Source organism: Erwinia sp. QL-Z3, from assembly GCF_004551645.1.
GTDB classification, from domain to species: Bacteria; Pseudomonadota; Gammaproteobacteria; order Enterobacterales; family Enterobacteriaceae; genus Erwinia; species Erwinia billingiae.
The window spans coordinates 4,698,845-4,722,205 of the sequence record NZ_CP037950.1 but is presented as its reverse complement, the minus strand read 5'-3'; the positions used below and the strand labels follow the sequence as shown (position 1 = coordinate 4,722,205).

The following is a 23,361-nucleotide window of genomic DNA, read 5'->3' as shown; positions in this document are numbered from 1 at the left end:
AAAAAATTCCCCTGACCGGGGGACTAAAGAAGGGAAGAAAACCGCCATGTTATTACCCTGGCTTATATTAATCCCGTTCATCGGTGGCCTGCTTTGCTGGCAGCTTGAGCGCTTCGGCGCAAAAGTTCCGCGCTGGATAGCCCTGATCTCAATGGGATTGACGCTGGCGCTCTCATTGCAACTCTGGTTGCAGGGCGGCTACTCACTGACTCAGGCCGCCGGCATTCCGCAGTGGCAGTCTGAATTCTTCGTCTCGTGGATCCCACGTTTTGGTATCAACGTGCATCTGGCGCTGGATGGTCTCTCACTGCTGATGGTGGTGCTGACCGGCCTGCTGGGCGTGATGGCGATCCTCTGTTCGTGGAATGAAATTGAAAAATGGCAGGGCTTCTTCCACCTGAACCTGCTGTGGATCCTCGGCGGCGTGATCGGCGTGTTCCTTGCCATCGACATGTTCCTGTTCTTCTTCTTCTGGGAAATGATGCTGGTGCCGATGTACTTCCTGATCGCCTTGTGGGGTCACAAAGCATCGGACGGTAAAACGCGTATCAGCGCAGCGACCAAGTTCTTCATCTATACCCAGGCCAGCGGCCTGATTATGTTGATTGCGATTCTGGGCCTGGTGTTTGTGCATTACAACGCGACCGGCGTCTGGACCTTCAACTACGAAGAGCTGTTGAAAACGCCGATGTCGCAGCACGTTGAATATCTGCTGATGCTGGGCTTCTTTATCGCTTTCGCGGTGAAAATGCCGGTGGTTCCGCTGCACGGCTGGTTGCCGGATGCGCACAGTCAGGCACCAACCGCCGGTTCGGTTGACCTGGCCGGCATTCTGTTGAAAACCGCCGCCTACGGTCTGCTGCGTTTCGCCCTGCCGCTGTTCCCGAATGCGTCGCACGATTTTGCCCCAATTGCGATGGTGTTGGGCCTGATCGGTATCTTCTACGGCGCGTGGATGGCGTTCTCGCAGTACGACATTAAGCGTCTGATTGCCTACACCTCCATTTCGCACATGGGCTTCGTGCTGATTGCTATCTACACCGGCAGCCAGCTGGCGTTCCAGGGCGCAGTGGTGCAGATGATTGCTCACGGTCTGTCGGCCGCCGCACTGTTCATCCTTTGTGGTCAGCTGTATGAGCGTCTGCATACCCGTGATATGCGTCAGATGGGCGGCCTGTGGTCACGCATCAAATGGTTACCGGGTCTGTCACTGTTCTTCGCGGTTGCCAACCTGGGTATGCCAGGCACCGGTAACTTCGTCGGGGAATTTATGATCCTGACCGGAAGCTTCAAAACCGTGCCGGTGACTATCGTTATCGCGACCTTCGGTCTGGTGTTCGCGTCTGTTTACTCGCTGGTCATGATGCAACGTGCTTATTACGGCGCACCAAAATCAGAAACGCCTCTGCGCGGCATGAATGCCCGTGAGTTCCTGATGATTATGGTGCTGGTGGTTCTGCTGGTGCTGCTGGGTGTTCAGCCACAGCCGATTCTGGACACCTCACATGCTGCGATGAGTAACATTCAGCAGTGGTATACCGCTTCAATTACAACTACAAGGCCGTAATTCGCCATGACAATAACTCCTCAACAATTGATCGCGCTTCTGCCGCTGCTGATCGTCGGATTGACGGTGGTAGTTGTGATGCTGTCCATTGCGTGGCGACGCAACCACTTCGTCAATGCCACGCTGGCGGTGATTGGCCTGAACATTGCGCTGTTCTCGCTGTATTTTGTCGGCCAGGCTGGCCCGATGGACGTCACGCCGCTGCTGCGTGTGGATGGGTATTCGATGCTGTATACCGGACTGGTGATCCTTGCCAGCCTGGCGACCTGCACCTTTGCTTATCCATGGCTGGCGGGCTACCCGGATAACCGCGAAGAGTTCTATCTGCTGGTGCTGATTGCTGCAATGGGCGGCATCGTGCTGGCCAGCGCCAATCATATGGCGTCGCTGTTTATCGGCATTGAACTGATTTCCCTGCCGCTGTTCGGCCTGGTCGGCTATGCCTTCCAGCAAAAACGCTCGCTGGAAGCCAGTATCAAATACACCATCATGTCTGCCGTGGCATCGTCCTTCCTGCTGTTCGGTATGGCGTTGATTTACGCAGATTCCGGTAACCTGAGCTTTGTGGCACTGGGCAAGAGCCTGAACGACGGCGTTATCCATGCGCCGCTGTTGCTGGCGGGTCTGGGGATGATGATTGTCGGACTGGGCTTCAAGCTGTCGCTGGTGCCTTTCCAGCTGTGGACGCCGGATGTCTATCAGGGCGCGCCTGCACCGGTATCGACTTTCCTGGCAACTGCCAGCAAAATTGCCATCTTCGGTGTGGTGATGCGCCTGTTCCTCTATGCGCCTGTGGCGGATAGCGAAGCCGTGCGGACGGTACTGGCGATTATCGCGGTGGCCTCGATTCTGTTTGGTAACCTGATGGCGATCTCGCAGAGCAACATTAAGCGTCTGCTGGGCTACTCGTCCATCGCTCACCTCGGTTATCTGCTGGTGGCGCTGATTGCGATTCAGACGCATCAGATGTCGCTGGAAGCTACCGGTGTTTACCTGGCCGGTTACCTGTTCAGCAGCCTCGGTGCATTTGGCGTGGTCAGCCTGATGTCCAGCCCATACCGTGGGCCGGATGCTGACTCGCTCTACTCTTACCGTGGTCTTTTCTGGCACCGTCCAATCCTGTCAGCGGTGATGACGGTGATGATGCTGTCACTGGCCGGTATCCCGATGACGCTGGGCTTTATTGGTAAGTTCTACATCATCGCAGTCGGTGTCGGTGCACACCTGTGGTGGCTGACGGGTGCGGTTGTGGTCGGTAGTGCGATTGGTCTTTATTACTATCTGCGCGTTACCGTCAGCCTGTACCTGAATCCGCCAGAGCTGTTGCAGCGTGATACACCGGCTAACTGGGCCTTTACGGCCGGTGGTGTGGTGGTGCTGATTTCCGCGATTATGGTGCTGCTGCTGGGTATCTATCCTCAGCCACTGATTTCGCTGGTGCAGATGGCGCAACCGTTGATGTAATCAACGTTGACCACCGAAAAACGGGCTCATATGAGCCCGTTTTTTTTCGCCTGCGTTCGGGTAAATAGCGCGCCGCATGCTAGCTTTAAAACATCGGTCCTTGCGGAGACGGCGGGTGATAAGACTGATCTTTTTGCTGATGGGCGCCCGCGCGCTGCGCCCCCGATGGCTGCTGCTCGCCGTGATGGGGCTGCTGCTGATTGCGCTCTCCGTGGCAATTTTTATCGATATGGCCGGGGATGGACGGCTTTCAGTGCCGCTGGATACGTTGGCCATCTTGCTGGTAGTAGAGGGCATTGTGCAGCTTCTGTCCGGCTGGCTGATTGGCACCCGCGTTTATCTTCCTGCGCTGGCAAAAGGCGTTGGATTTCTGTTTATTGCGTTTCTGGTGTTTGACGTGCCCTGGGATAATAACCTGCTGGCATCGTTACTGTTTGGCGTAGCCTTTCTAGGCGATGGCCTGTTTCGGATTGCCTCTTCGCTGGTACTACAAGGCCGGCAATGGCGTAGAGGGGTGCTGATTGGCAGCATCGAAATCGTCCTCAGTCTGATCGTCTTCAGCAACTGGCCGTTCCATCATCACATCACGGTTCCGTTGTGCTTTGCCATTCTGCTGCTGATGTCCGGCTATTCGCTGCTGGTGATGGCGCGGAATGTCTGGCTGTTAGGGGAGAACGCCTCGGTGATGTCGCTGCCTCTGTTCACTGCTCAGGGAATGCGTGGCGCGCAATCAACCGATTATATCCATCCTCCTTTCCCCCACCGGCCGGCGCTAACGCCGCTCAATATACATGTCTGGACGCCGGTGGGATCGTCGGTGGTCAAGGATCGACGGCTGGTTATCGATCGCTATATTGCCGCCGTCGATCAGCATGGGGTGATCTCGACCGGACATGCCGCGCTGGAAATGGGGGAGCTGTATATCAGCCATTACCCGCTGCAGCTGATTGACCGCGACAGCGGGAATTTCCGTGCCGTGCTCCGGGCCGGCGAAGAGAATGATGTCCCCGGCCGGTTTTTACCCTCGCTGCCCGAGGAAATTGTGGCCTGGTGCGCACCGGACCGGCTGATCGCTTTTCGCATTTATAATGCTGAGGCGTTAAAAAACTACTGGCAGCGCTACGCGACGGATACCACCTATAATCTCACCTCGCGCAATTGCTCAACCACGGTGATCCACGCGCTGGATGTGGCGATAGAAGGGGTGCTGGGGAACAGAACTCTGGTCGGGCTGAGAATGCTGTGTGACCCGAACTTCTGGCTACTCGGATTAGTCAGGGGCAGGGCAGAAGAGATGACCTGGACGCCGGGGCTGGTCCATGATTATGTCCTGCTGCTGAAAAGGGTGATCGAGCCCGAAACGAGCCGCGCCTGGCATAAGCGGCTGGGCGAGGCGGTGGCATTACGGCGGGCGGTGAGTAAGAAACTCAAATCGGATAACACCCCGATGTAACCACAAGTTCTGACTGTCGTGGCCTGCAAGAAATCTTGTTAAGTGGGCAGCAGTGTTCTGGCATAGAAACCTGTACATTATTGAGATGTCTGAATAATGGAGCAGAGAGTATGGAAGTGTACTGGCAGGATCTACACCACAGTGAGCTGAGTGTGGCTCAGCTTTATCAGCTGCTGGCGCTGCGGAATGCGGTGTTTGTGGTGGAACAGAATTGTCCGTATCAGGATCTTGACGGGGCTGATTTACAGGGCGAGAACCGCCATCTGCTGGCGATATTCGATCAGCAACTGCTGGCCTATGCCCGTATCCTCGCGCCAGAGTCGGCGGACAAGCCGGTGAAGATTGGCAGAGTGATTGTCTCAAGCGAAGCCCGGGGGCTGAGTCTGGGGCACCGTCTGATGGAACAGGCCGTTGCCACCTGCGAGCATTTCTGGCCGCAGCACAAAATCTTCCTGTCGGCGCAGGCCCACCTGCAGGATTTCTATGGTCGGTTTGGTTTTGAGCCGGTCAGCGAAGAATATCTGGAAGATAATATCCCGCACATTGATATGCAAAAATAGACACAACACGTCCCTGAGCGCTGACTGGAACGAAGATAAGGTCAGGAACGGCGGGAGAAAAGGGGCGTTGATGGCTGAGAATGCCCGATTGGTTGTCTTAACGCAGCAGGCATTCTCAGTGAAATGTTGAGACGGTTACTTTTTCTTGTAAACATCAGCCGTAGCGTGGACCTTTTTATTGGTATTTCCTGAGGTCAGGACATAGATGTCGCCGCCTTTATCATCTGCCATTTTCGACAGTTCGGTTTTGGCATCGGCAGCGCTGGTCTCACCTGCGGTGGTGACACTTCCTACTTTGGTATATTGGTCATGAACCTTTTTAAACTCATTTTTCGTCATCAATTCTGCAGCAAATGAACTGATCGAAAATGCACATAACACGACGCCAAGAACGATCTTCTTCATCGGAATTTCCTTTTAACAGAATGGTGGGTGGATAATGATTTGTGCTAATAAATATATAGTTGGCCCAATCGACACTGTCTAATAGCGTTAATGCGATTTGTTTGTTTTGTGATGAAAGCCGCTTTTCATCCATTATGCAGTGATGAATTTATTTATTTCATCCTAAATACATGAAGGATACTTTTAATCTGTACGCGTAAAATATTATTGTATAACTATTTCTCAACAACACAGAAAAAATAGTCAGGCTGATTAATATCATACTGTTTTATTTCCATAGCCTGCTTATTAATTAATGATCAAGATACAGGTAGTGCATCCAACTGGTCATCCGTAATAACACTTTGCGCATCACCGAGACGTGGGCGAAGTGGTCGGAATAGATCGCTACCTGCGCAAAGATACCGTCAGGCAGGGAATCTATCTGCGGATTGGCATCCAGCTCAATCACCACCAGCACGCCATCGGAACCGGGCGTCAGGTTAAGCGACTGCAATGAACCCTGCGCCTGATAACCGCCACCGGGTACCACGGGCAGGACGCGAATTAATTTGCCCCTGAACACCTCGCCCGGTAACGCATTAAACACCGCTTCTGCTTCATCCCCAGGCTCAAGGCGCAGCAGCGAATTTTGCCTGAACTGAGCGATAATTTGCCGGGTCTGTTCGGGGACAAAAATCATCACCGGCCGCAACGGCAGCGCGGCAGCATAGGTGCCTGGGCGGATCAACACCTGCGTCACATAGCCGTTGCTCGGGGCGCGAACCACCGTTTGATCGAGGTTATATTTGGCTTCCGCCAGTTGGGCTCTGAGGCTGACAATCTGCGATTGCTCGCCGTTAACCTCACTGTCCAGCTGGCTCTTAATCTGCGCCTGCTCCGCCAGTGACCCTTTTACCAGCGCATCCTGCGCTAAAAAGTTTTGTCGCGCGGTGTCGATATCTCTTTCAGAGAACGGATTGACCTTGGCCTTACTGCCCCGCAGATAGCGCTGATAGTCTGTGAACAGGCGGTCGCGATCGGCGGTGGCATTAGAGGTATTGGCAATCGCTTCATCCAGTTGGCCCTTCATCGCCTGAGTGTTATGGATGGCGCTGACCAGATCGGCCTGCAGCCGGTCTACCCGCGCCTGGAAGCGGGTATTGTCTATCTTAAAAAGCATTTCACCTTTTTCAATATGGACATTCTGTTTGTCGGTGACTTTAGTGACCACACCCGTCACCTGCGGCGTCACGGGGATGGTAATCACCGCTTTTTGCGCTAAGGAAGTATAAGGATGATTGTAATTCATCAGCAGAATCAATCCGCTAACCAGAAATACGCCGCCTAATACCGCCGTGGGCACGGTCCATTTATTGACCGGGATCTTGAAGATTTTAAATATGGACCAGGCAATCGCAACGTAGGTAAGAATAATGAGCAGATCCATAACATTACTCCTGCGGTGGCACGTTAACGTCAGGGTGTTTCTTCTCCAGCTCCGTTACGCGTCGCTGCAATTGCTGGATAACATCACTTTCATTCTGCATTCCCCAGCCCCTTTCAGGACGATACAGGGTGGCCCATATCCATAAAAAGGGCCAAATAACATGTAAGGTAAACAGGCTGACCCAGCCGGCAACATGAATAGCATCGGCATGAGGATGATTACGTGATTTCGCTATCAGGTAGGGGATATCATGCAGGATAATAATCCCGTAAAAAATAACGATAAAAACGAACACCAGTACACCCAGCGCAAAGTAGTCAAGAAACATACTCGCCTCGAATGATGTGATTTAATTTGGCTTAAATATAGTCTTAACTTTACTGGCCAGCCATTAAATCTGATCGCTTAATAATTTCGTCCCATTTTAAACCAGAGAAATTAATGGCCTTCACGACTATTTTTGACGGGTGATTCATATTTTGTTTGGTTAACCTTCTCTATACTCTGTGAGCCTGGCTACATTCTGTGGCTGTTTCTCTCCACATTGGGAGCATCATTATGATGGATTTACTCAGGGCGATTGGACTGGGATTAATGGTTCTGCTGCCACTTGCCAACCCCTTAACCACCGTGGTGTTGTTCCTCGGATTGGCGGGGGAGATGAGCAGTGCCGAACGCAATAAAGAAGCCATGATGGCTTCGCTGTATGTGTTTATTATCCTGATGGTAGCCTGGTATGCCGGGCAAATAGTGATGAATACCTTTGGCATTTCCATTCCGGGCCTGCGCATTGCCGGTGGACTGATTGTCGCCTTTATCGGCTTTCGTATGCTGTTCCCGCCGGCAAAGGGCGTCAGTTTACCCGAAGCGCAAAGTAAAGCCGATGAGATGGCGCGTGAACCCGAGGCCAGCATCGCATTTGTCCCGTTAGCGATGCCCAGCACGGCCGGTCCGGGCACCATTGCGATGGTGATCAGTTCTGCCTCAACCCTGCGTCATGGCGTTGATTTTCCTGAGTGGGTTATCTTTGCGGCACCACCGTTGATTTTTGTGTCGATAGGCGTGCTGCTGTGGATATGCTTGCGGAGTGCGGGTGGGGTGATGCGCGTGTTGGGCAAAGGCGGAATTGAGGCCATTTCCCGTCTGATGGGCTTCCTGCTGATTTGCATGGGCGTGCAGTTTATCATCAACGGCATACTGGAAATCATCTCGACCTATCCAGCCAGCTGAAGCCACAAAAAAGGGCCGCTGTGCGGCCCTTTTACTGTCTGTTAACCTGCCGTCATCTGGCGGTCATCGACATATTTACGCTTGTCGGGTGCGGGCGGGAAATACTGATACAGCCAGGTTTCACTCAGCGTCTCGTCTTTGGTGCGCAGGAACAGGCGCAGATTCACCGGCTCCACCGAGTCACTGTTCGGATACCAGTCAAACAGAATGCGGTAGCCGTCGATAGGCTCCACGTAGAGGATTTCAACCTGTTTGATGGTGCCTGAGGTGGTGGTAATCACCGGCTCGATGCCTTTCGGCGCGGCTGCTTTCAAATCGCCACCGACAAAGTCGACCGCGAAGCGACGTGCCCAGACGTCCGGATAGTGTTCGCCCGGTGCCCAACCTTCCGGGAAGCCGCCCATGCCGGTACGGGTCGCGTTCACGCGGGACATACCGCTGCGCACCGGTGGCAGACCACTCCAGTAAAGTTTGTAGCTGAAGCTGTGTTCGCTGCCGGCCTTAATCGCCTCTTCAGGACGCCAGAAGCAGACAATGTTATCCAGCGTTTCGCCCGTGGTCGGGATTTCCATCAGGTTAATGGCGCCTTTACCCCATTTGCCAACCGGTTCAACCCACAGGCTTGGTCGCTTGTTGTACCAGCCAATCACATCCTGATAATCCTGGAAGTCATGGTTGAGCTGCAACATACCAAAGCCGCGCGGATTCTCATCCTTGTAGGCGTTGTAAGTCAGACGCTGCGGGTTGTTCAGCGGGCGGCAGATCCACTCGCCAACACCGGTCCACATCGCCAGGCGATCGGAGTCATGGATTTGCGGGTGGATGGTGTCGCACATGCGGCGTTCGTTGTTGCCGCAGCTGAACATGGTGGTCATCGGCGCGATACCCATCTGCTCAATGTCTTTACGCGCATACAGGTGGTTTTCCACTTCCATCACCACGCGCTTATCTTCGCAGTGGACGATGAATTTGAATGCACCGGTGCAGCTTTCGCCATCCAGCAAGGTGTAAACGGTGAAGGTGGTGTCATCTGCCTTCGGCGTTTCAAACCAGAACGCGGTGAAGTCAGGGAACTCTTCATGGCTGCCGAAGGTGTTGATCGCCACGCCACGCGCGGAAAGACCGTACTGATAGGTCTCATCAACGGCACGGAAGTAGCTTGCGCCGAGGAAGGAAACGATGTCCTTGCTGGCCAGCTCGGGTTTTTTAAACGCCCTGAAACCGGCAAAGCCCAAATCGGTTTTACCTTCCAGCTGTTTCATATCCACTTTGGCGTTGTTGTAGTTGAACAACTCCGGACGGAAGTGGATTTCGCGGGCTTCACGGCTGGACGCATCGACAGAGAACATCCGCAGGCGGCGTTTGAAGCCCATGCCGACGTGGAAGAACTGAACGTCAAGCTCACGATTGGGAATGTCATTCCACAGTGAGTGGTTGGCGTCGTACTGAATTTCGTTATAAGCCTGCGGGGTCATGGTTGCCAGGGTTTCTGGCAGCGGGGCCGGAGCGCCACCGTAAGGTTTTTTCGCGAGGTCAGCCGCCATTTGCTTAAGCACGCCGAAATCAAATTTCTTTGCTGAGCCATCGGCGATATCGGTATCAGCCCAGGCAGCCTGTGCAAATAATGTCGATAAGCCGGACATGCCGCTTACCGTAGCGAAAGCCATTGAGGCTTTCATAAACATTCTTCGATTCATGCCAGAAGTCATTCCCTTTGCTGAACGGAGTTTGTAGAGACTGTCGTGGTGTTGCACACCGTCGCTGACGGGCAGCTTTGTCGACATATGCGTGATCTAAATCACAGCAAAGTAGGACAGTCCGTGAGATCAAAAATTCAGTTAGCAAAAAATTTATCAGATAAATCTAACAAAATCCCTGTTTTCCGCTGATAGCCGGCGCTTTTCAGCCCTTATCAGACGGTTCCTGTTTTGAAATGGCGTGATTTATCAGCGTGCCAACAAAGAATTTATGTAACGGGGCCTGACGATTAGCATGCCTCATCACCACAATCAGTTCGCGATAGAAGGTTAACTCGCCAAGCGGCAGAATGCGGACGTTTGCCGGGCGATCTGTCCACAATCCTGCCAGCGGCACCAGCGCAACGCCCAACTGCATCTCAACCATTTTGACGATGGCATCAATTTCATCAATCTCCAGCGCCAGCTGCGGATCGAGCCGCTGCTCGCGCAGGAACTGGCTGACCATCCGGCCGCCGAAAGAGGAGCGGTCATAGCGGATAAAGGGATGCTGGCGGATCAGCTCAACCACATCATCGCCTGCCACATCCGCTGGGGCGATCAGCACAAACGGCTCGCGCTGCACCGTTTCCGCGTACAGGTCTTTGGTCAGCGCGAAGCTGGGTTTGATGATCACCGCCAGATCGATATTGCCGGCGTCCACCTGGGTGAGCAGGCTGGAGGAGACGCCGGGGATCAGTTTGGTTTCCAGCGCGGGCGCCTGTTGATGCACGCTGACCAGCACGCCGGGCAGCAGGCCGGTTTGCACCGACGCGATAGCCCCAATCTTAATCGACCCGCGATACTCGGCCAGATTTTCGGGCTGAGCCATGCGGGCAAACAGCGTCAGGATCTCTTCCGCCATCGGCAAGACCCGCGTGCCATCAGCATTTAACGCCACGGCGCGGCCGGAACGGTCAAACAGCCGCATACCCAGCGCTTCCTCCAGCGTGCGCATTTGCGCGCTGACCGCCGATTGCGTCAGGCCAATACGCTGTCCGGCGGCGGAGAAAGTGCCAAACTGGCTGACCGCAACAAAGGTTTTCAGTTCACGTATCATGGTGTCCACTCAGCAAAATAATTGTTGAATCGTTGTAATAATATTCGCTTTTCACCAAAAATATTATCGTGAAGAATGGGGGTTCACAACGACCTTTCTTGATCCCCGGAGACTGCAATGGCCCTCAGCCCGTTCCATCTGGCAATACCTGTTCACGATCTTGCTGCTGCCCGCCATTTCTACGGCACCGTATTCAATCTTGCTGAAGGACGCTCCAGCGAACAATGGGTGGATTTTGACTTCTATGGACATCAGCTGGTGATTCATCAGGCACCGAAAAAGACCGCGCCAGATGCGGTTCATACTAACCACGTTGACGGCCACGGCGTGCCGGTGCCGCATTTCGGGCTGGTGCTGAGCTGGGAAGAGTGGGAGCAACTGGCCGCGCGGCTGAAGGACTTCCAGGTGAAGTTTGAGATTGAACCCTACGTGCGCTTTAAAGGGCAGGTGGGCGAACAGGCCACCATGTTCTTCTTCGATCCCTGTGGTAACGCGCTGGAGTTCAAGGCGTTCAAAGACATCCGCAGTATGTTCGCGAAATAGCCCGTTACCACTAAAGGCAACATTATCAGTCTATTCCTGGTCGTCTGAGCAAGCAGGTTGCTGAAAACTGTCTATAGTTATTTGAGATTCTTATTCGCACAAGGAGATGTTATGGCTAGAACGATTGCACCTGAAGAGAGCAGCCTGGACGACGACCTGGCGCTGTTGAGTGAAACGCTGGAAGAAGTGCTTAAATCTTCCGGAGATCCGGCAGACCAGAAATACATCGAGCTGAAAGCGAAAGCTGAGAAGTCGCTGAACGAGGTGAAGTCCCGCGTGAGCAACGCAACTGACACCTATTATGTTCGTGCGAAACAAGCCGTGTATCGTGCCGATGAATACGTGCATGAAAAACCGTGGCAGGGGATTGGCGTTGGTGCCACCCTGGGTCTGGTTGTAGGATTACTGCTGGCGCGCCGTTAAGGTCTGCGTCACCAGGCAAAAGTTGCGGGCGTCCTTCGGGGCGCCCGTTTTGTTTCCGCCCGCCAGGCCTGCTCTCACCTGGCCCAGATCAAACATTGATGTTAGCACGGCGGGTACACTGGCCTGACGTGAGTTTGTCTGGAATGCCAAATGTCATTTGCCTCCGCCTTAAGCAATTTGCAACAGCAGCTTCGCGCTGTCACCGCATCTCAACCGGGTTTTCTGCGTCTGTCGGCGACGGTCACCGATCCTTCCGATGGCTTAGCCTGGCTGGACGCGCAGCCCGTATGGCCAAAGTTTTACTGGCAGCACCGCAGCGGCGAGCAAACGCTGATGGCGCTGGGCGAGGTTCAGCGGGCAGAGACGCTTCAGCAGGCCAGGCAACTTCTGTGCACGCTGCCGGCCGAGGGCTGTCTGGTGGGAGCCAATGAATTTGCGCTGCAGCATTGCTGTCTGTTCCTGCCACGCGTGTTATTACGCGGCAACACCCTCAGCGTGTTCCTGCACGGTGTGCTGCGGGAAGAGGCCCAGGCCGCGATCGGGCTGATTGATAGCCTGCTGCCGGCACACCCTTTTGAGTCTCTTCCGCAACGGCTGAGCGCCCGCCAACACTTTCCGGATTCTGGCGGCTGGCAGCAGCAGGTTGCGGCGGCGCTTGCCGCGATTCGTCAGGGCGATCTGGATAAGGTGGTGCTGGCGCGGGCCACCGATTTACACTTCACCCAGGCGGTTAATGCTGCCGCACTGCTTGATGCCAGCCGCCAGGCCAACCGCCACTGCTATCACTTTATGCTGGCGATCTCGCCGCAGCAGGCATTTCTCGGCTCCAGTCCCGAACAGCTTTACCATCGACATGGGCTGGCGCTCAATACGGAGGCGCTGGCCGGAACCTGCGCTAACGCCAGCGATGCGCATCTGGCGCAGCAGCTGGGCGACGCGCTGTTAAACGATGAAAAGAACCGCCGGGAAAATGGCCTGGTGGTGGAAGATATCTGCCAGCGCCTGGAATCGATTACGTCGGGTCTGGATGTGTCCCCGGCCCACGTTGTGCGGCTGCGCAAGGTGCAGCACCTTAAGCGCGAGATTCAGGGGCAGCTTTATCAGCAGGACGATATGGCGGTGCTGCATCGGCTGCAGCCTACCGCTGCCGTCGCCGGATTGCCGCGCCAGCCCGCTCAGCAGTTTATTCGCCAGCACGAACCGTTTTCACGCGGCTGGTATGCCGGATCGGTCGGCTGGTTATCGGCAGCAGAAAGTGAGTTCGCGGTGTCGCTGCGTTTGGCGCAGGTGTCAGGCAACAGCGTGCGATTGTATGCCGGGGCGGGGATCGTGGCCGGTTCAGAGGCCAGCCTTGAGTGGCAGGAGATCAATCAGAAGGCTGCCGGCCTGGCAAGCCTGCTCGGCGTGGAAATAGCGAGCGGATCCTGCCCCAAATCAAAATGACGACGCGGTGGCTCTTTTATACTGCCTGCCTGCTTTGGTCAGGAGTGGGCTATGTCACACAGTACCTTCAACCGCCGCTGGGCCGGCGTGATCCTTGAAGCGGTTTCACGCCATCAGGTTAAGCATGTCTGCATCGCGGCAGGTTCCCGTTCTGCACCGCTAACGCTGGCGGCCGCCAGCCGGGAAAAACTGATTTGCCACACCCACTTTGATGAACGCGGTCTCGGGCATCTGGCGCTGGGTCTGGCCAAATCGACCGGCCAGCCGGTGGCGATTATCGTCACCTCCGGAACCGCCGTTGCCAACCTCTATCCTGCCATTATTGAAGCCCGCCTGACCGGTGAGCGGCTGATTATCCTCAGCGCCGACCGACCCGCAGAATTACTTGATTGCGGCGCCAACCAAGCCATCGATCAAACCGGGCTGTTTGCCAGCCACGCCGTTTCCCTGAACCTTCCCCGTCCGACGCCCGATATTGCCGCCAGCTGGCTGGTGTCGGCCATTGACTCGCTGCTCGGCCAGCAGGAATGTGGTGCCGTGCAGATTAACTGCCCGTTTGCGGAACCTTTGTATGGCGGCGATCCGGAGGCGTATCAGCACTGGCAGGAGGCGTTGGGTGACTGGTGGCAGGATGACGGTCCCTGGTTACAGCAGGTGGCCGCCCGAGCGACACCTCTAATGCCGGAATGGTCGCGCTGGCGTCAGGCGCGCGGCGTGGTGATCGCCGGGAAAATGTCGCCGGAAGAGGGCATTGCCGTGGCCCGTTGGGCCAGCGAGCTGGGCTGGCCGCTGATTGCCGATGTGCAGTCACACTGCGGTCAGCCGCTGCCTGCTGCGGAGATCTGGTTACAGCATCCGCAGGCGATTGAGTGGCTTTCAGCGGCGCAAATAGTGGTGCAGTTTGGTAGCCACCTGACCGGTAAAGCGTTATGCCGCTGGCTGGCGGCATTGCAGCCTGAGCAGTTCTGGCTGATTGAAGCCATGCCGCCGCGGCGCGATCCGGCTCATCACCGTGGCAGCCGCATCGTGGCCGATATCCGCCAGTGGCTGACAGCGCATCCGGCGTCGCCTCAGTCGGCCTGGTGCCCGGCGCTTGCCGATCGGGTGAAGACGCTGACCGCCAGCCTTAACCCGCCGTTGTTTAGCGAGGCCGGGCTGGCAGCAAACCTGGCCGCTTTGCTACCCGAACAGGGCGTTTTGTTTCTCGGTAACAGCCTGACTATCCGGCTGGTGGATGCTTTTGCCCAGCTGCCGCCGGGCTATCCGGTGTTTGCCAACCGTGGCGCCAGCGGCATCGACGGATTGCTGGCCACCGCCGCCGGGGTTCAGCGCGGCAGCAGAAAACCGCTGCTGGCAATCGTTGGAGACATCTCAGCCCTTTACGACCTGAACAGCCTGGCGCTGTTGCGGCTGGCCAGCGCGCCGGTGGTGCTGATCGTCATCAATAACGCGGGCGGCCAGATATTTTCGCTGCTGCCAACGCCCGAAGCGGAAAGAGAGCGCTTCTTTTTAATGCCGCAGCAGGTCGATTTTGCTGCCGCCGCGCAGTTGTTTGGGCTCGACTTTCACCGGCCCGCTAATGCTCAGGAGCTGACCGCGGCGCTAGAACAAGGCTGGCGAGGACAGGCAACGCTGATTGAACTGCAGGTAGATAGCGCCGAAGGCGCACAGGCCCTGGCCGCCGCCGGGATGGGAGACTGTCGATGATCCTGCATGCCTGCTGGCAGGGTAAGCGCCGACCCGATCGGCCGGTGCTGGTCTGGCTGCACGGCTTGCTGGGAAGCGCCAGAGACTGGCAGCCGGTGCAGTCGCTGCTGGCGGACTGGCCGCAGCTGGCGATCGACCTGCCGGGGCACGGAGGATCGCAGGCACATCCGGTCTGCGGCTTTGAACCGCTTTCAGAAAGCATTAATCAGACGCTGCGCCGTTATCACGTCGGGCGTTACTGGCTGATAGGGTATTCGCTGGGCGGTCGGGTGGCGCTGTATCACGCCTGCCGCGATGCCGGTTCAGCGCTGCAGGGACTGGTGGTTGAAGGGGCGCATTTTGGCCTGAACAACCCGGCTCAACGTCAGCAACGTCAGGCGCAGGATGCCCGTTGGGCGGAAGACTTTCGCACTCTGCCGTTAGCGCAAACGCTTGATGCCTGGTATCGCCAGCCCATTTTTGCCGAACTGACCGGGCAGCAACGGGCCGCGCTGATCGCCTCACGTAGCGGTAATCACCCCGCAGCGATCGCCGCGATGCTTCAGGCAACCTCACTCTCTCAGCAGCCCAGTTTACTGGCCGAACTCCGCCATTTTCAGCGGCCCTTCAGCTATTTCTGCGGCGAACATGACCAGAAATTTCGCCAGCTTGCCCGGCAGGCTTCACTTCCCTGTACCCCGATTCCTGCGGCGGGCCATAACGCTCACCGTGAAAATCCTGTCGCCTTTGCCGGACTGCTGGCACAGCGGCTTCATTCTGAGGAGCACCGATGATTTATCCCGACGACGACCTGCTTTATGCCCCGGTTGAGTGGCAGGACTCTGCGCAGCCTTTCAGCGATATTCGCTATCACAAATCCGCTGATGGCATCGCCAAAATCACCCTTAATCGCCCCGAAGTGCGCAATGCCTTCCGGCCCCAGACGGTGAAGGAGCTGATGATTGCCCTGAATGATGCCCGTCATGACGAGCAGGTTGGGGTGATTGTGCTGACCGGTGAAGGAAACGAGGCCTTCTGCGCCGGTGGCGATCAGAAAGTGCGCGGAAACTACGGCGGTTATCAGGATGAGTCCGGCGTGCATCACCTGAACGTGCTGGATTTTCAGCGGCAAATCCGCACCTGCCCCAAACCGGTAGTGGCGATGGTGGCGGGCTATGCGGTGGGAGGCGGCCATGTGCTGCATATGCTCTGCGATCTGACTATTGCGGCGGACAATGCCCGGTTCGGTCAGACCGGGCCAAAGGTCGGATCGTTTGACGGCGGCTGGGGCGCGGCCTATATGGCGCGCATTGTCGGGCAGAAGAAGGCGCGCGAAATCTGGTTCCTGTGCCGGATGTACAATGCGCAGCAGGCGCTGGAGATGGGTCTCATCAATACCGTGGTGCCGTTAGCCGATCTGGAAAAGGAAACCGTGCGCTGGTGCCGTGAAATGCTGCAAAACAGTCCGATGGCGCTGCGCTGTCTGAAGGCGGCGCTGAATGCCGATTGCGATGGCCAGGCCGGGTTGCAGGAGCTGGCCGGTAACGCCACCATGCTGTTTTATATGACCGAAGAAGGGCAGGAAGGGCGCAACGCGTTTAACCAGAAGCGTCAGCCAGACTTCAGTCAATTTAAGCGCAATCCCTGATGCGCCGCGCGGTGCTTTATGGCTGGGAAATCCCGCTGGACGCTGGCGTGGTGCTGCGCGACCGCCGGCTAAAGGCCCGTTCAGGCCTGCTGGTCAGGCTGACGGAGGCGGACCGCGAAGGCTGGGGCGAAATCTCGCCGCTGCCGGGGTTCAGCACCGAGTCGCTGGATGACGCCCGGCACGCCACGATGGTCTGGCTGGCAGCCTGGTGTCGGGGTGAAAATCCGGCGGACTGTCCTTTGCCGTCGGTGGCGTTCGGTCTGAGCTGTGCGCAGGCAGAACTGGACGGTCAACTGCCGGAGGAGGGCAACTTTGACAGTGCGCTGCTGTGCGTGGGCGATCCCGACGATCTCTTTCTGCGTCTGCAGCAACAGGCCGAGCCGCTGGCGAAAATGAAGGTTGGCCTGTACGAGGCGGTGCGCGACGGTTTGATGGTTAATCTGCTGCTGGAAGCCCTTCCTGCGCTTACGTTAAGGCTGGATGCTAACCGCAGCTGGAGCCTGGAGAAAGCGCTGACCTTCGCGCGTTATGTGCCTGAACAGCTGCGTTCCCGTATCGCTTTCCTCGAAGAACCCTGCCGCGATCCGCAGGATTCCAGGCGTTTTGCCGCTGAAACCGGTATTGCTATCGCCTGGGATGAAAGCACCCGCGATGCCGGCTTCCAGCCACGGGCAGAACCGCAGGTCAGCGCCGTGATCCTTAAACCCACGCTGCTCGGCAGCCTGCAGAAAGTGCGCGCGATGGCGCAACAGGCACAGCAGGCTGGATTAACGGTGGTGATCAGTTCGTCTCTGGAGTCGAGCCTCGGCCTGACGCAGCTGGCACGCATCGCACAGGGGTTAACGCCCGGCACCACGCCGGGGCTGGATACCTTGAATCTGATGCAACATCAGCTGGTGCGCCGCTGGCCGGGCTGCGAACTGCCGCTAATCGCTTCAGGCGCGTTGGAGGTGATATGGCAGCATTAAGCGACTGGCCGTGGCGACACTGGGCAAAGCAGCAGCCTGATGAACCCGCGCTGATCAATCAGGGTGCCGCGTTAAGCTGGTCGCAGCTGGCCGATCAGATCGACCAGCTTGCCACTGGATTGATGCAGCAGGGCGTGCGCAGCGGGTGTGGTGTGGTGCTGAAAGCGCGTAACAGCCAGCCCGCTTTACTGGCGTATCTGGCCCTGCTGCAGTGTGGCGCGCGGGTGATACCGCTAAACCCTCAACTTCCTGCCACGCAACTGGCGGTGATCCTTCCCGCACTGAACGCTGATTTCGCCCTGTCGCTGGACGGTGAACCTGTGGCGGACATGGTCCCGTTGCGGTGGGTCGTTGCCAACGGATCGCCACGGCATCAATGGGACGATCGGCAGATCGCCACGCTCACCTTAACCTCCGGCTCCAGCGGGCAGCCTAAAGCGGCAGCGCATACCTTTGCGGCGCACCTTGCCAGCGCGGCAGGGGTGGTGGACGCGATGAATTTTACCCGGCAGGACCGCTGGCTGCTCTCTTTGCCGCTGTTTCATGTTTCCGGCCAGGGCATTGTCTGGCGCTGGCTGCGGCGTGGCGCGAGCCTGGTGCTGGCGGATGGCCTCGCGTTGCAACAGGCGCTGGAACACTGCACCTTTGCCTCGCTGGTGCCGACCCAGCTCTGGCGCCTGCTGCAACAGCCAGAGCTTCCGCGCCGTTTACGCAACGTGCTGCTGGGCGGCGCGGCAATCCCGCAGAGCTTAACGCAACAGGCAGAGGCGCGCGGCATTGCCTGCTGGTGTGGCTACGGCCTGACCGAAACCGCCTCGACGGTGGCGGCAAAGCGGGCTGATAAGCGAAGTGGCGTAGGGCTGGCGTTGGCAGGGCATCAGATCAGGATCAGAAACGGCGAGGTGCAGCTGAAATCACCGGCGCTGGCCTGTGGCTACTGGCATGATGGCGAACTGTTGCCTTTAACCGATGCGGATGGCTGGTTTGCCAGCAGAGATGGCGGGCACCTTGAACAGGGGGAACTGGTATTAACCGGACGGCTGGACAACCAGTTTTTCTCGGCAGGTGAGGGGATCCAGCCGGAGCAGATTGAGTCACTGTTGATGTCACATCCGGCGGTCAGCCAGGCGTTTATCGTGCCGCGCGAGGATCGGGAGTTTGGTCAGCGACCGGTGGCGCTGGTGGCGATGACGGCGGATTTACCGTTGACGGCATTAGCCGAATGGGCAAAAGGGCGGCTGGCCGGATTTCAGCGTCCGGTAAGCTGGTATCCGTTGCCCGAGCTGGATAGCGGCGGCATCAAGCTTTCCCGTCAGCGCTTAACGCAATGGGTCGCGCAGCAGGAAAAAGGGCGGCAGTAAGCCGCCCCTGTCCGGTTACTTCAGCGCGTTAAGCGCCTGCTCAACGCCCGCGCCGTAGGCCGGATCGACCTGATGGAACAGGGCAATCTGCCGCTGCTGGATAAACTCAGGGATGTGGATCAGCTCACCGGCGATACGTTTAAACATGCGCTGATGCTCTTCTTCCCCAATCAGATTAAACAAAGCGCGTGGCTGGGTGAAATAGTCTTCATCTTCGCGATGGTTCCAGTGATCCGCCGCGCCTTCCAGTGACAACGGCGGCTCGCTGTAATCCGGCTGCTCCTGGAAGACGTTAAAGCTGTTTGGCTCATAGGTTGCGCCGTTGCCGCTATTGCCATCAACGCGCATCGCGCCATCGCGGTGATAATTGTGGAACGGGCATTTGGGCGCATTCACCGGGATCTGGTGGTGGTTGACGCCCAGACGATAGCGGTGCGCATCGCCGTAGGAGAACAGACGGCCCTGCAACATGCGGTCTGGCGAGAAACCAATGCCTGGCACCACGTTGGCCGGGCTCATGGCAACCTGTTCCACTTCGGCAAAGTAGTTATCCGGGTTGCGGTTCAGCTCAAATTCACCCACTTCAATCAGCGGATAATCGGCATGCGGCCAGACTTTGGTCAGGTCGAAAGGATTGTAAGGCGTTTGCGAAGCTTCATCTTCCGGCATGATCTGCACAAAGAATTTCCAGCGCGGTAAGTTGCCTTGCTCAATCGCGTCAAACAGATCGCGCTGGGAGCTTTCCCGATCCTGGCCAATCAGCAACGCCGCTTCGTCATCCATCAGGTTCTGAATACCCTGTTCGCAACGCATATGGAATTTAACCCAAAAGCGCTGCTGCTGGTCGTTAATAAAGCTGTAGGTATGGCTGCCAAAGCCGTGAATATGACGATACGAGGTCGGCAGGCCACGGTCGCTAAAGTCGATGGTCAGCTGATGCAGCGATTCAGGGAGCTGGGAGAAGAAGTCCCATTTGTAGGTTGGGTTACGCAGGTTGGTGCGCGGATCGCGCTTCACCACATGGTTCAGATCCGGGAATTTCATCGGGTCGCGTAAGTAGAACACCGGCGTGTTGTTACCGACCAAATCCCAGTTGCCTTCTTCGGTATAAAACTTTAACGAGAAGCCACGAATATCGCGTTCGGCATCGGCACCGCCGCGTTCACCTGCCACCGTGGAAAAACGCATAAACAGCTCGGTTTTTTTGCCCACTTCAGCGAAGATTTTTGCCCGGCTGAAGGCGGTGATATCCTGGGTGACGGTGAAGGTGCCGTAAGCGCCCGACCCTTTGGCGTGCATGCGGCGTTCCGGGATCACTTCGCGGTCAAAATGCGCCAGCTTCTCTAAAAACCAGACATCCTGTAACAGCATTGGGCCACGGCGGCCAGCGGTCATCGAATTATTATTATGGGCGACGGGTGCGCCAGCAGCGGTGGTCAGTCCTTTTTTGCTCATCGGGCGTCTCTCTCTGGTTAACGTTAGTTTAAATATCAAAAAACAGTTATCAATCGGCTATTCCTATTATCAGCGCCATTGTGCCCCGTTCGTCCGCTGCCCGACAATCTGGCTCTGGCTATTGCTGCCATCTCTGAAACACAACTTATTGGAAAAGAGCATTGTGTTTATCTGGGTGTGTTCATACAGTTAACGTTCGCTGCCCGAACTGGAGATAAAAATGATAAGAGTGGAAATGCTCGCGACTGGCGATGAAGTCCTGCACGGTCAGATTGTGGATACCAATGCGGCCTGGCTGGCTGGCGTACTGTTTGAGAACGGCCTGCCGATGACCAGTCGCCAGACCCATGGCGACAATCTTGATGAGCTGGTTAACGTGCTGATCGAGCGCAGCAAAGTGGCCGATGTGCTGATCGTTAACGGTGGGTTAGGGCCGACCAGTGACGACCTGAGCGCGGTTGCCGCCGCCAAAGCGGCGGGCGTCAAGCTGGTGATGCACGAAGAGTGGCTGGCGAAGATGGAAGCTTTCTTTGCCGGACGTGGCCGCAAAATGGCAGCCAGCAACCGCAAGCAGGCCGAAATCCCCGAAGGTGCCGAGATGCTGGATAATCCGGTGGGCACCGCCTGTGGCTTCGCGATGCAGCTGAACCGCTGCTGGATGTTCTTCACCCCTGGCGTACCGTCCGAATACAAGGTGATGGTCGAGGAACAGATTTTGCCGCGCCTGAAAGCGCGCTTTGAGCTGCCCGAGCCGCCGGTGTGCCTGCGCCTGACCACCTTTGGCCGTGGCGAGAGCGACCTGGCAGAAGAAATCGAGCCGCTGCCGATCCCGGATGGCGTGGTGATGGGTTATCGCGCGTCGATGCCCATCATTGAGCTGAAGCTGAACGGTCCGGCCTCCAAACTGCCGGAGATGGAAACCTTCTGGCAGCAGGTGCGTGAAATCGCCGGCGAGAGCATGATCTTTGAAGGATTCGAAGGCCTGCCGGCACAGCTTTCCCGTCGTCTGAAAGAGAAGGGCTACACGCTGGCCATCAGCGAGCAGTTCACCGCCGGACTGTTGCAGTGGCAGATGGCGTCGGTCGACGCGCCGTTAGCGGCCGGTAACGTGCTTCCCGCGCGCGAAGAATCTCTACAGACGTTGCTTGATCGCAGCAAACAGCTGGCCGCCGAATCCGCAGCGAGTCTGTCGCTGATTGTCGGTGGGCTGCAGGATGAAAAGCTGGGGTTTGCGCTGCATACGCCGGAAGGCAGCTGGGCGCAGGGCGTGAAGTTTAACGTCAACCGCCATGGGCTGAAATCCCGCCAGGATGTGGTGGCAATGATGGCGCTGAATATGCTGCGCCGCTGGATGAACGGCATGGAAGTGTCGACCGGTCACGGCTGGATTGATGTAGTGGAAACGCTGAAAGGCTGATGTAAGGCAGAAGGGGCGGGGTGATCGCCCCCTGTATCAGGCGTTATAACCGGCTATAACGCGCTACATCTCTAGTTCGATATCGCCGTTGGCTTTACAGCAGCAGGGCAGGATTTCGTCATGCTGAACGAAGGCCAGCGGTTTCGCGGTATAACACACTTCGCCTTTCAGTAGCCGGGTACGGCAGGAGCCGCAATAGCCTTCCCGGCACTGATATTCCACGCAGACCTGATGCGCTTCAAGCGCATCCAGCAGCGAAGGGTGTTCATTCTTACAATGCAGCTGCGTGCCGGAAGCACGCAGGATAATCATCGAACCCGCCATCTTACAGCTGGAAATCGTCGAAGTCGTTTTCGCCCACTTCGGAGTCAATCTGACCCACAAGGTAAGAGCTCACTTCCACTTCCTGCGGTGCCACCTGAACGTTGTCAGACACCAGCCAGGAGTTAATCCATGGGATTGGGTTTGAACGCGTCTTGAACGGCAGATCCAGACCCACCGCGTGCATGCGGATGTTGGTGATGTACTCAATGTACTGGCACAGGATGTCTTTGTTCAGGCCGATCATCGAGCCGTCGCGGAACAGGTATTCTGCCCACTCTTTCTCTTGCTGCGCGGCCAGCACGAACAGGTCGTAGCACTCCTGGCGGGATTCACGGGCAATCTCTGCCATCTCCGGATCGTCTTCACCGCTGCGCAGCAGGTTCAGCATATGCTGCGTGCCGGTCAGGTGCAGCGCTTCGTCACGGGCGATTAGCTTGATGATTTTGGCGTTACCTTCCATCAGCTCGCGCTCAGCGAACGCGAATGAACAGGCAAAGCTGACGTAGAAGCGGATCGCTTCCAGCGCGTTGACGCTCATCAGGCAGATATACAGCTGCTTTTTCAGCGCGCGCAGGTTAATGGTGATGCTTTTGCCGTTGACCTGATGCGTACCTTCACCCAGCAGATGCCAGTAGCTGGTCATCTCGATCAGATCGTCGTAGTAGCCAGAGATATCTTTGGCGCGCGACAGGATCTGCTCGTTGGTGACGATATCGTCGAACACAATCGCCGGATCGTTGACGATGTTACGGATAATGTGGGTGTAAGAGCGCGAGCGGATGGTTTCCGAGAACGCCCAGGTTTCAATCCAGGTTTCCAGCTCCGGGATCGAAATCAACGGCAGCAGCGCCACGTTCGGGCTACGTCCCTGAATCGAATCCAGCAGCGTCTGATACTTCAGATTGCTGATGAAGATGTGTTTTTCATGGTCTGGCAGACCCTGATAATCGATGCGGTCGCGTGAGACGTCCACTTCTTCCGGGCGCCAGAAGAACGACAGCTGCTTTTCGATCAGCTTTTCAAAGATGTCATATTTCTGCTGGTCGAAACGGGCGACGTTAACCGACTGACCGAAAAACATCGGTTCATCCAGCTGGTTGTTTTTGTTTTGCGAGAACGTTGTGTAAGCCATGAATAGTAATCCAGTGAGAGCGGGCCGCGCTACGCGGCCCTGACACATGATTGTGGC

Annotated in this window: 22 protein-coding genes; 14 read left to right on the top strand and 8 right to left on the bottom strand. The window is 56.7% G+C overall.

What is annotated here, in order from left to right:
- The first annotated feature begins 46 nt into the window (after positions 1–46).
- The 4 genes from nuoM to E2F51_RS22485 all read left to right on the top strand — a co-directional run bounded on the left by nuoM (position 47) and on the right by E2F51_RS22485 (position 5,044).
- Positions 47–1,567, top strand: a complete 1,521-nt coding sequence (gene nuoM / locus E2F51_RS22500; RefSeq protein WP_134824621.1) for an NADH-quinone oxidoreductase subunit M — start codon at positions 47–49, stop codon at positions 1,565–1,567.
- Positions 1,568–1,573: 6 nt separating this feature from the next.
- Positions 1,574–3,031 (top strand): NADH-quinone oxidoreductase subunit NuoN, encoded by a 1,458-nt coding sequence (gene nuoN / locus E2F51_RS22495; RefSeq protein ID WP_134824620.1) that lies wholly within the window; start codon positions 1,574–1,576, stop codon positions 3,029–3,031.
- Positions 3,032–3,146: 115 nt separating this feature from the next.
- Entirely contained in the window at positions 3,147–4,484 is a 1,338-nt protein-coding gene (locus E2F51_RS22490) for an HdeD family acid-resistance protein (RefSeq protein WP_245174156.1), read from the top strand.
- Positions 4,485–4,594: 110 nt separating this feature from the next.
- Positions 4,595–5,044 carry a GNAT family N-acetyltransferase gene (locus E2F51_RS22485; protein WP_013203078.1) on the top strand — a complete coding sequence of 150 codons (450 nt, stop codon included), beginning with the start codon at positions 4,595–4,597 and terminating at the stop codon, positions 5,042–5,044.
- Between the two features lie 135 nt (positions 5,045–5,179).
- Here the strand turns inward: E2F51_RS22485 and yahO are convergent, their stop codons facing one another.
- The 3 genes from yahO to E2F51_RS22470 form a co-directional block, all read right to left on the bottom strand.
- Positions 5,180–5,449 (bottom strand): DUF1471 family periplasmic protein YahO, encoded by a 270-nt coding sequence (gene yahO / locus E2F51_RS22480; protein ID WP_013203077.1) that lies wholly within the window; start codon positions 5,447–5,449, stop codon positions 5,180–5,182.
- 292 nt (positions 5,450–5,741) lie between these two features.
- Positions 5,742–6,878, bottom strand: a complete 1,137-nt coding sequence (locus E2F51_RS22475) for an HlyD family secretion protein (protein WP_134824618.1) — start codon at positions 6,876–6,878, stop codon at positions 5,742–5,744.
- Between the two features lie 4 nt (positions 6,879–6,882).
- On the bottom strand, positions 6,883–7,206 hold the full coding sequence (locus E2F51_RS22470; RefSeq protein WP_013203075.1) for a DUF3302 domain-containing protein: 324 nt from the start codon (positions 7,204–7,206) through the stop codon (positions 6,883–6,885).
- Positions 7,207–7,436: 230 nt separating this feature from the next.
- Here E2F51_RS22470 and E2F51_RS22465 point away from each other — a divergent pair, with 230 nt between their 5' ends.
- Complete coding sequence (locus E2F51_RS22465) at positions 7,437–8,108, top strand: MarC family NAAT transporter (RefSeq protein ID WP_013203074.1); 672 nt, start codon at positions 7,437–7,439, stop codon at positions 8,106–8,108.
- Between the two features lie 41 nt (positions 8,109–8,149).
- Here E2F51_RS22465 and E2F51_RS22460 read toward each other — a convergent pair whose 3' ends face one another.
- Positions 8,150–9,805 carry a glucan biosynthesis protein D gene (locus tag E2F51_RS22460; RefSeq protein ID WP_134824617.1) on the bottom strand — a complete coding sequence of 552 codons (1,656 nt, stop codon included), beginning with the start codon at positions 9,803–9,805 and terminating at the stop codon, positions 8,150–8,152.
- A 205-nt stretch (positions 9,806–10,010) separates the two neighbouring features.
- Positions 10,011–10,904, bottom strand: a complete 894-nt coding sequence (locus E2F51_RS22455) for a LysR family transcriptional regulator (RefSeq protein WP_013203072.1) — start codon at positions 10,902–10,904, stop codon at positions 10,011–10,013.
- A 117-nt stretch (positions 10,905–11,021) separates the two neighbouring features.
- Between E2F51_RS22455 and E2F51_RS22450 the strand changes: the two genes are divergently transcribed.
- The 8 genes from E2F51_RS22450 (at position 11,022) to menE (ending at position 18,976) form a co-directional block, all read left to right on the top strand.
- Positions 11,022–11,447, top strand: a complete 426-nt coding sequence (locus tag E2F51_RS22450; protein ID WP_013203071.1) for a VOC family protein — start codon at positions 11,022–11,024, stop codon at positions 11,445–11,447.
- A 111-nt stretch (positions 11,448–11,558) separates the two neighbouring features.
- Positions 11,559–11,870: a stress response protein ElaB gene (elaB, locus tag E2F51_RS22445; protein ID WP_013203070.1), complete on the top strand. Its 312-nt coding sequence runs from the start codon at positions 11,559–11,561 to the stop codon at positions 11,868–11,870.
- Positions 11,871–12,020: 150 nt separating this feature from the next.
- Positions 12,021–13,313, top strand: coding sequence for an isochorismate synthase (locus tag E2F51_RS22440; protein WP_134824616.1), 1,293 nt, complete (start codon positions 12,021–12,023; stop codon positions 13,311–13,313).
- A gap of 51 nt (positions 13,314–13,364) precedes the next feature.
- Positions 13,365–15,020: a 2-succinyl-5-enolpyruvyl-6-hydroxy-3-cyclohexene-1-carboxylic-acid synthase gene (menD, locus tag E2F51_RS22435; RefSeq protein WP_134824615.1), complete on the top strand. Its 1,656-nt coding sequence runs from the start codon at positions 13,365–13,367 to the stop codon at positions 15,018–15,020.
- Entirely contained in the window at positions 15,017–15,793 is a 777-nt protein-coding gene (gene menH / locus E2F51_RS22430) for a 2-succinyl-6-hydroxy-2,4-cyclohexadiene-1-carboxylate synthase (RefSeq protein ID WP_134824614.1), read from the top strand. The genes menD and menH overlap by 4 nt, the downstream gene beginning before the upstream one ends.
- Positions 15,790–16,647 carry a 1,4-dihydroxy-2-naphthoyl-CoA synthase gene (menB, locus tag E2F51_RS22425; protein WP_134824613.1) on the top strand — a complete coding sequence of 286 codons (858 nt, stop codon included), beginning with the start codon at positions 15,790–15,792 and terminating at the stop codon, positions 16,645–16,647. The genes menH and menB overlap by 4 nt, the downstream gene beginning before the upstream one ends.
- The gene (gene menC / locus E2F51_RS22420; protein WP_134824612.1) at positions 16,647–17,615 is read left to right on the top strand and encodes an o-succinylbenzoate synthase; all 969 of its coding nucleotides are present in this window, start codon (positions 16,647–16,649) and stop codon (positions 17,613–17,615) included. Before menB ends, menC begins: the two co-directional genes overlap by 1 nt.
- Entirely contained in the window at positions 17,603–18,976 is a 1,374-nt protein-coding gene (gene menE, locus E2F51_RS22415) for an o-succinylbenzoate--CoA ligase (RefSeq protein ID WP_134824611.1), read from the top strand. Before menC ends, menE begins: the two co-directional genes overlap by 13 nt.
- Before the next feature lie 15 nt (positions 18,977–18,991).
- Here the strand turns inward: menE and E2F51_RS22410 are convergent, their stop codons facing one another.
- Complete coding sequence (locus E2F51_RS22410) at positions 18,992–20,431, bottom strand: catalase (protein ID WP_134824610.1); 1,440 nt, start codon at positions 20,429–20,431, stop codon at positions 18,992–18,994.
- Between the two features lie 220 nt (positions 20,432–20,651).
- Between E2F51_RS22410 and E2F51_RS22405 the strand changes: the two genes are divergently transcribed.
- Positions 20,652–21,848, top strand: a complete 1,197-nt coding sequence (locus tag E2F51_RS22405; RefSeq protein WP_013203062.1) for a nicotinamide mononucleotide deamidase-related protein YfaY — start codon at positions 20,652–20,654, stop codon at positions 21,846–21,848.
- Between the two features lie 63 nt (positions 21,849–21,911).
- On the opposite strand, the gene yfaE is transcribed toward E2F51_RS22405, so the two are convergent.
- Both yfaE and nrdB read right to left on the bottom strand, forming a co-directional pair.
- Positions 21,912–22,172 carry a class I ribonucleotide reductase maintenance protein YfaE gene (gene yfaE, locus E2F51_RS22400; protein WP_013203061.1) on the bottom strand — a complete coding sequence of 87 codons (261 nt, stop codon included), beginning with the start codon at positions 22,170–22,172 and terminating at the stop codon, positions 21,912–21,914.
- 1 nt (position 22,173) lies between these two features.
- Complete coding sequence (nrdB, locus tag E2F51_RS22395) at positions 22,174–23,304, bottom strand: class Ia ribonucleoside-diphosphate reductase subunit beta (protein WP_134824609.1); 1,131 nt, start codon at positions 23,302–23,304, stop codon at positions 22,174–22,176.
- Positions 23,305–23,361: the final 57 nt, after the last annotated feature.

Coding starts and splice junctions, on each gene's coding strand:
- nuoM (WP_134824621.1), top strand. CDS start 47: ATGTTATTACCCTGGCTTATATTAATCCCGTTCATCGGTGGCCTGCTT.
- nuoN (WP_134824620.1), top strand. CDS start 1,574: ATGACAATAACTCCTCAACAATTGATCGCGCTTCTGCCGCTGCTGATC.
- E2F51_RS22485 (WP_013203078.1), top strand. CDS start 4,595: ATGGAAGTGTACTGGCAGGATCTACACCACAGTGAGCTGAGTGTGGCT.
- yahO (WP_013203077.1), bottom strand. CDS start 5,449: ATGAAGAAGATCGTTCTTGGCGTCGTGTTATGTGCATTTTCGATCAGT.
- E2F51_RS22475 (WP_134824618.1), bottom strand. CDS start 6,878: ATGGATCTGCTCATTATTCTTACCTACGTTGCGATTGCCTGGTCCATA.
- E2F51_RS22470 (WP_013203075.1), bottom strand. CDS start 7,206: ATGTTTCTTGACTACTTTGCGCTGGGTGTACTGGTGTTCGTTTTTATC.
- E2F51_RS22465 (WP_013203074.1), top strand. CDS start 7,437: ATGATGGATTTACTCAGGGCGATTGGACTGGGATTAATGGTTCTGCTG.
- E2F51_RS22460 (WP_134824617.1), bottom strand. CDS start 9,805: ATGAATCGAAGAATGTTTATGAAAGCCTCAATGGCTTTCGCTACGGTA.
- E2F51_RS22455 (WP_013203072.1), bottom strand. CDS start 10,904: ATGATACGTGAACTGAAAACCTTTGTTGCGGTCAGCCAGTTTGGCACT.
- E2F51_RS22450 (WP_013203071.1), top strand. CDS start 11,022: ATGGCCCTCAGCCCGTTCCATCTGGCAATACCTGTTCACGATCTTGCT.
- elaB (WP_013203070.1), top strand. CDS start 11,559: ATGGCTAGAACGATTGCACCTGAAGAGAGCAGCCTGGACGACGACCTG.
- E2F51_RS22440 (WP_134824616.1), top strand. CDS start 12,021: ATGTCATTTGCCTCCGCCTTAAGCAATTTGCAACAGCAGCTTCGCGCT.
- menD (WP_134824615.1), top strand. CDS start 13,365: ATGTCACACAGTACCTTCAACCGCCGCTGGGCCGGCGTGATCCTTGAA.
- menH (WP_134824614.1), top strand. CDS start 15,017: ATGATCCTGCATGCCTGCTGGCAGGGTAAGCGCCGACCCGATCGGCCG.
- menB (WP_134824613.1), top strand. CDS start 15,790: ATGATTTATCCCGACGACGACCTGCTTTATGCCCCGGTTGAGTGGCAG.
- menC (WP_134824612.1), top strand. CDS start 16,647: ATGCGCCGCGCGGTGCTTTATGGCTGGGAAATCCCGCTGGACGCTGGC.
- menE (WP_134824611.1), top strand. CDS start 17,603: ATGGCAGCATTAAGCGACTGGCCGTGGCGACACTGGGCAAAGCAGCAG.
- E2F51_RS22410 (WP_134824610.1), bottom strand. CDS start 20,431: ATGAGCAAAAAAGGACTGACCACCGCTGCTGGCGCACCCGTCGCCCAT.
- E2F51_RS22405 (WP_013203062.1), top strand. CDS start 20,652: ATGATAAGAGTGGAAATGCTCGCGACTGGCGATGAAGTCCTGCACGGT.
- yfaE (WP_013203061.1), bottom strand. CDS start 22,172: ATGGCGGGTTCGATGATTATCCTGCGTGCTTCCGGCACGCAGCTGCAT.
- nrdB (WP_134824609.1), bottom strand. CDS start 23,304: ATGGCTTACACAACGTTCTCGCAAAACAAAAACAACCAGCTGGATGAA.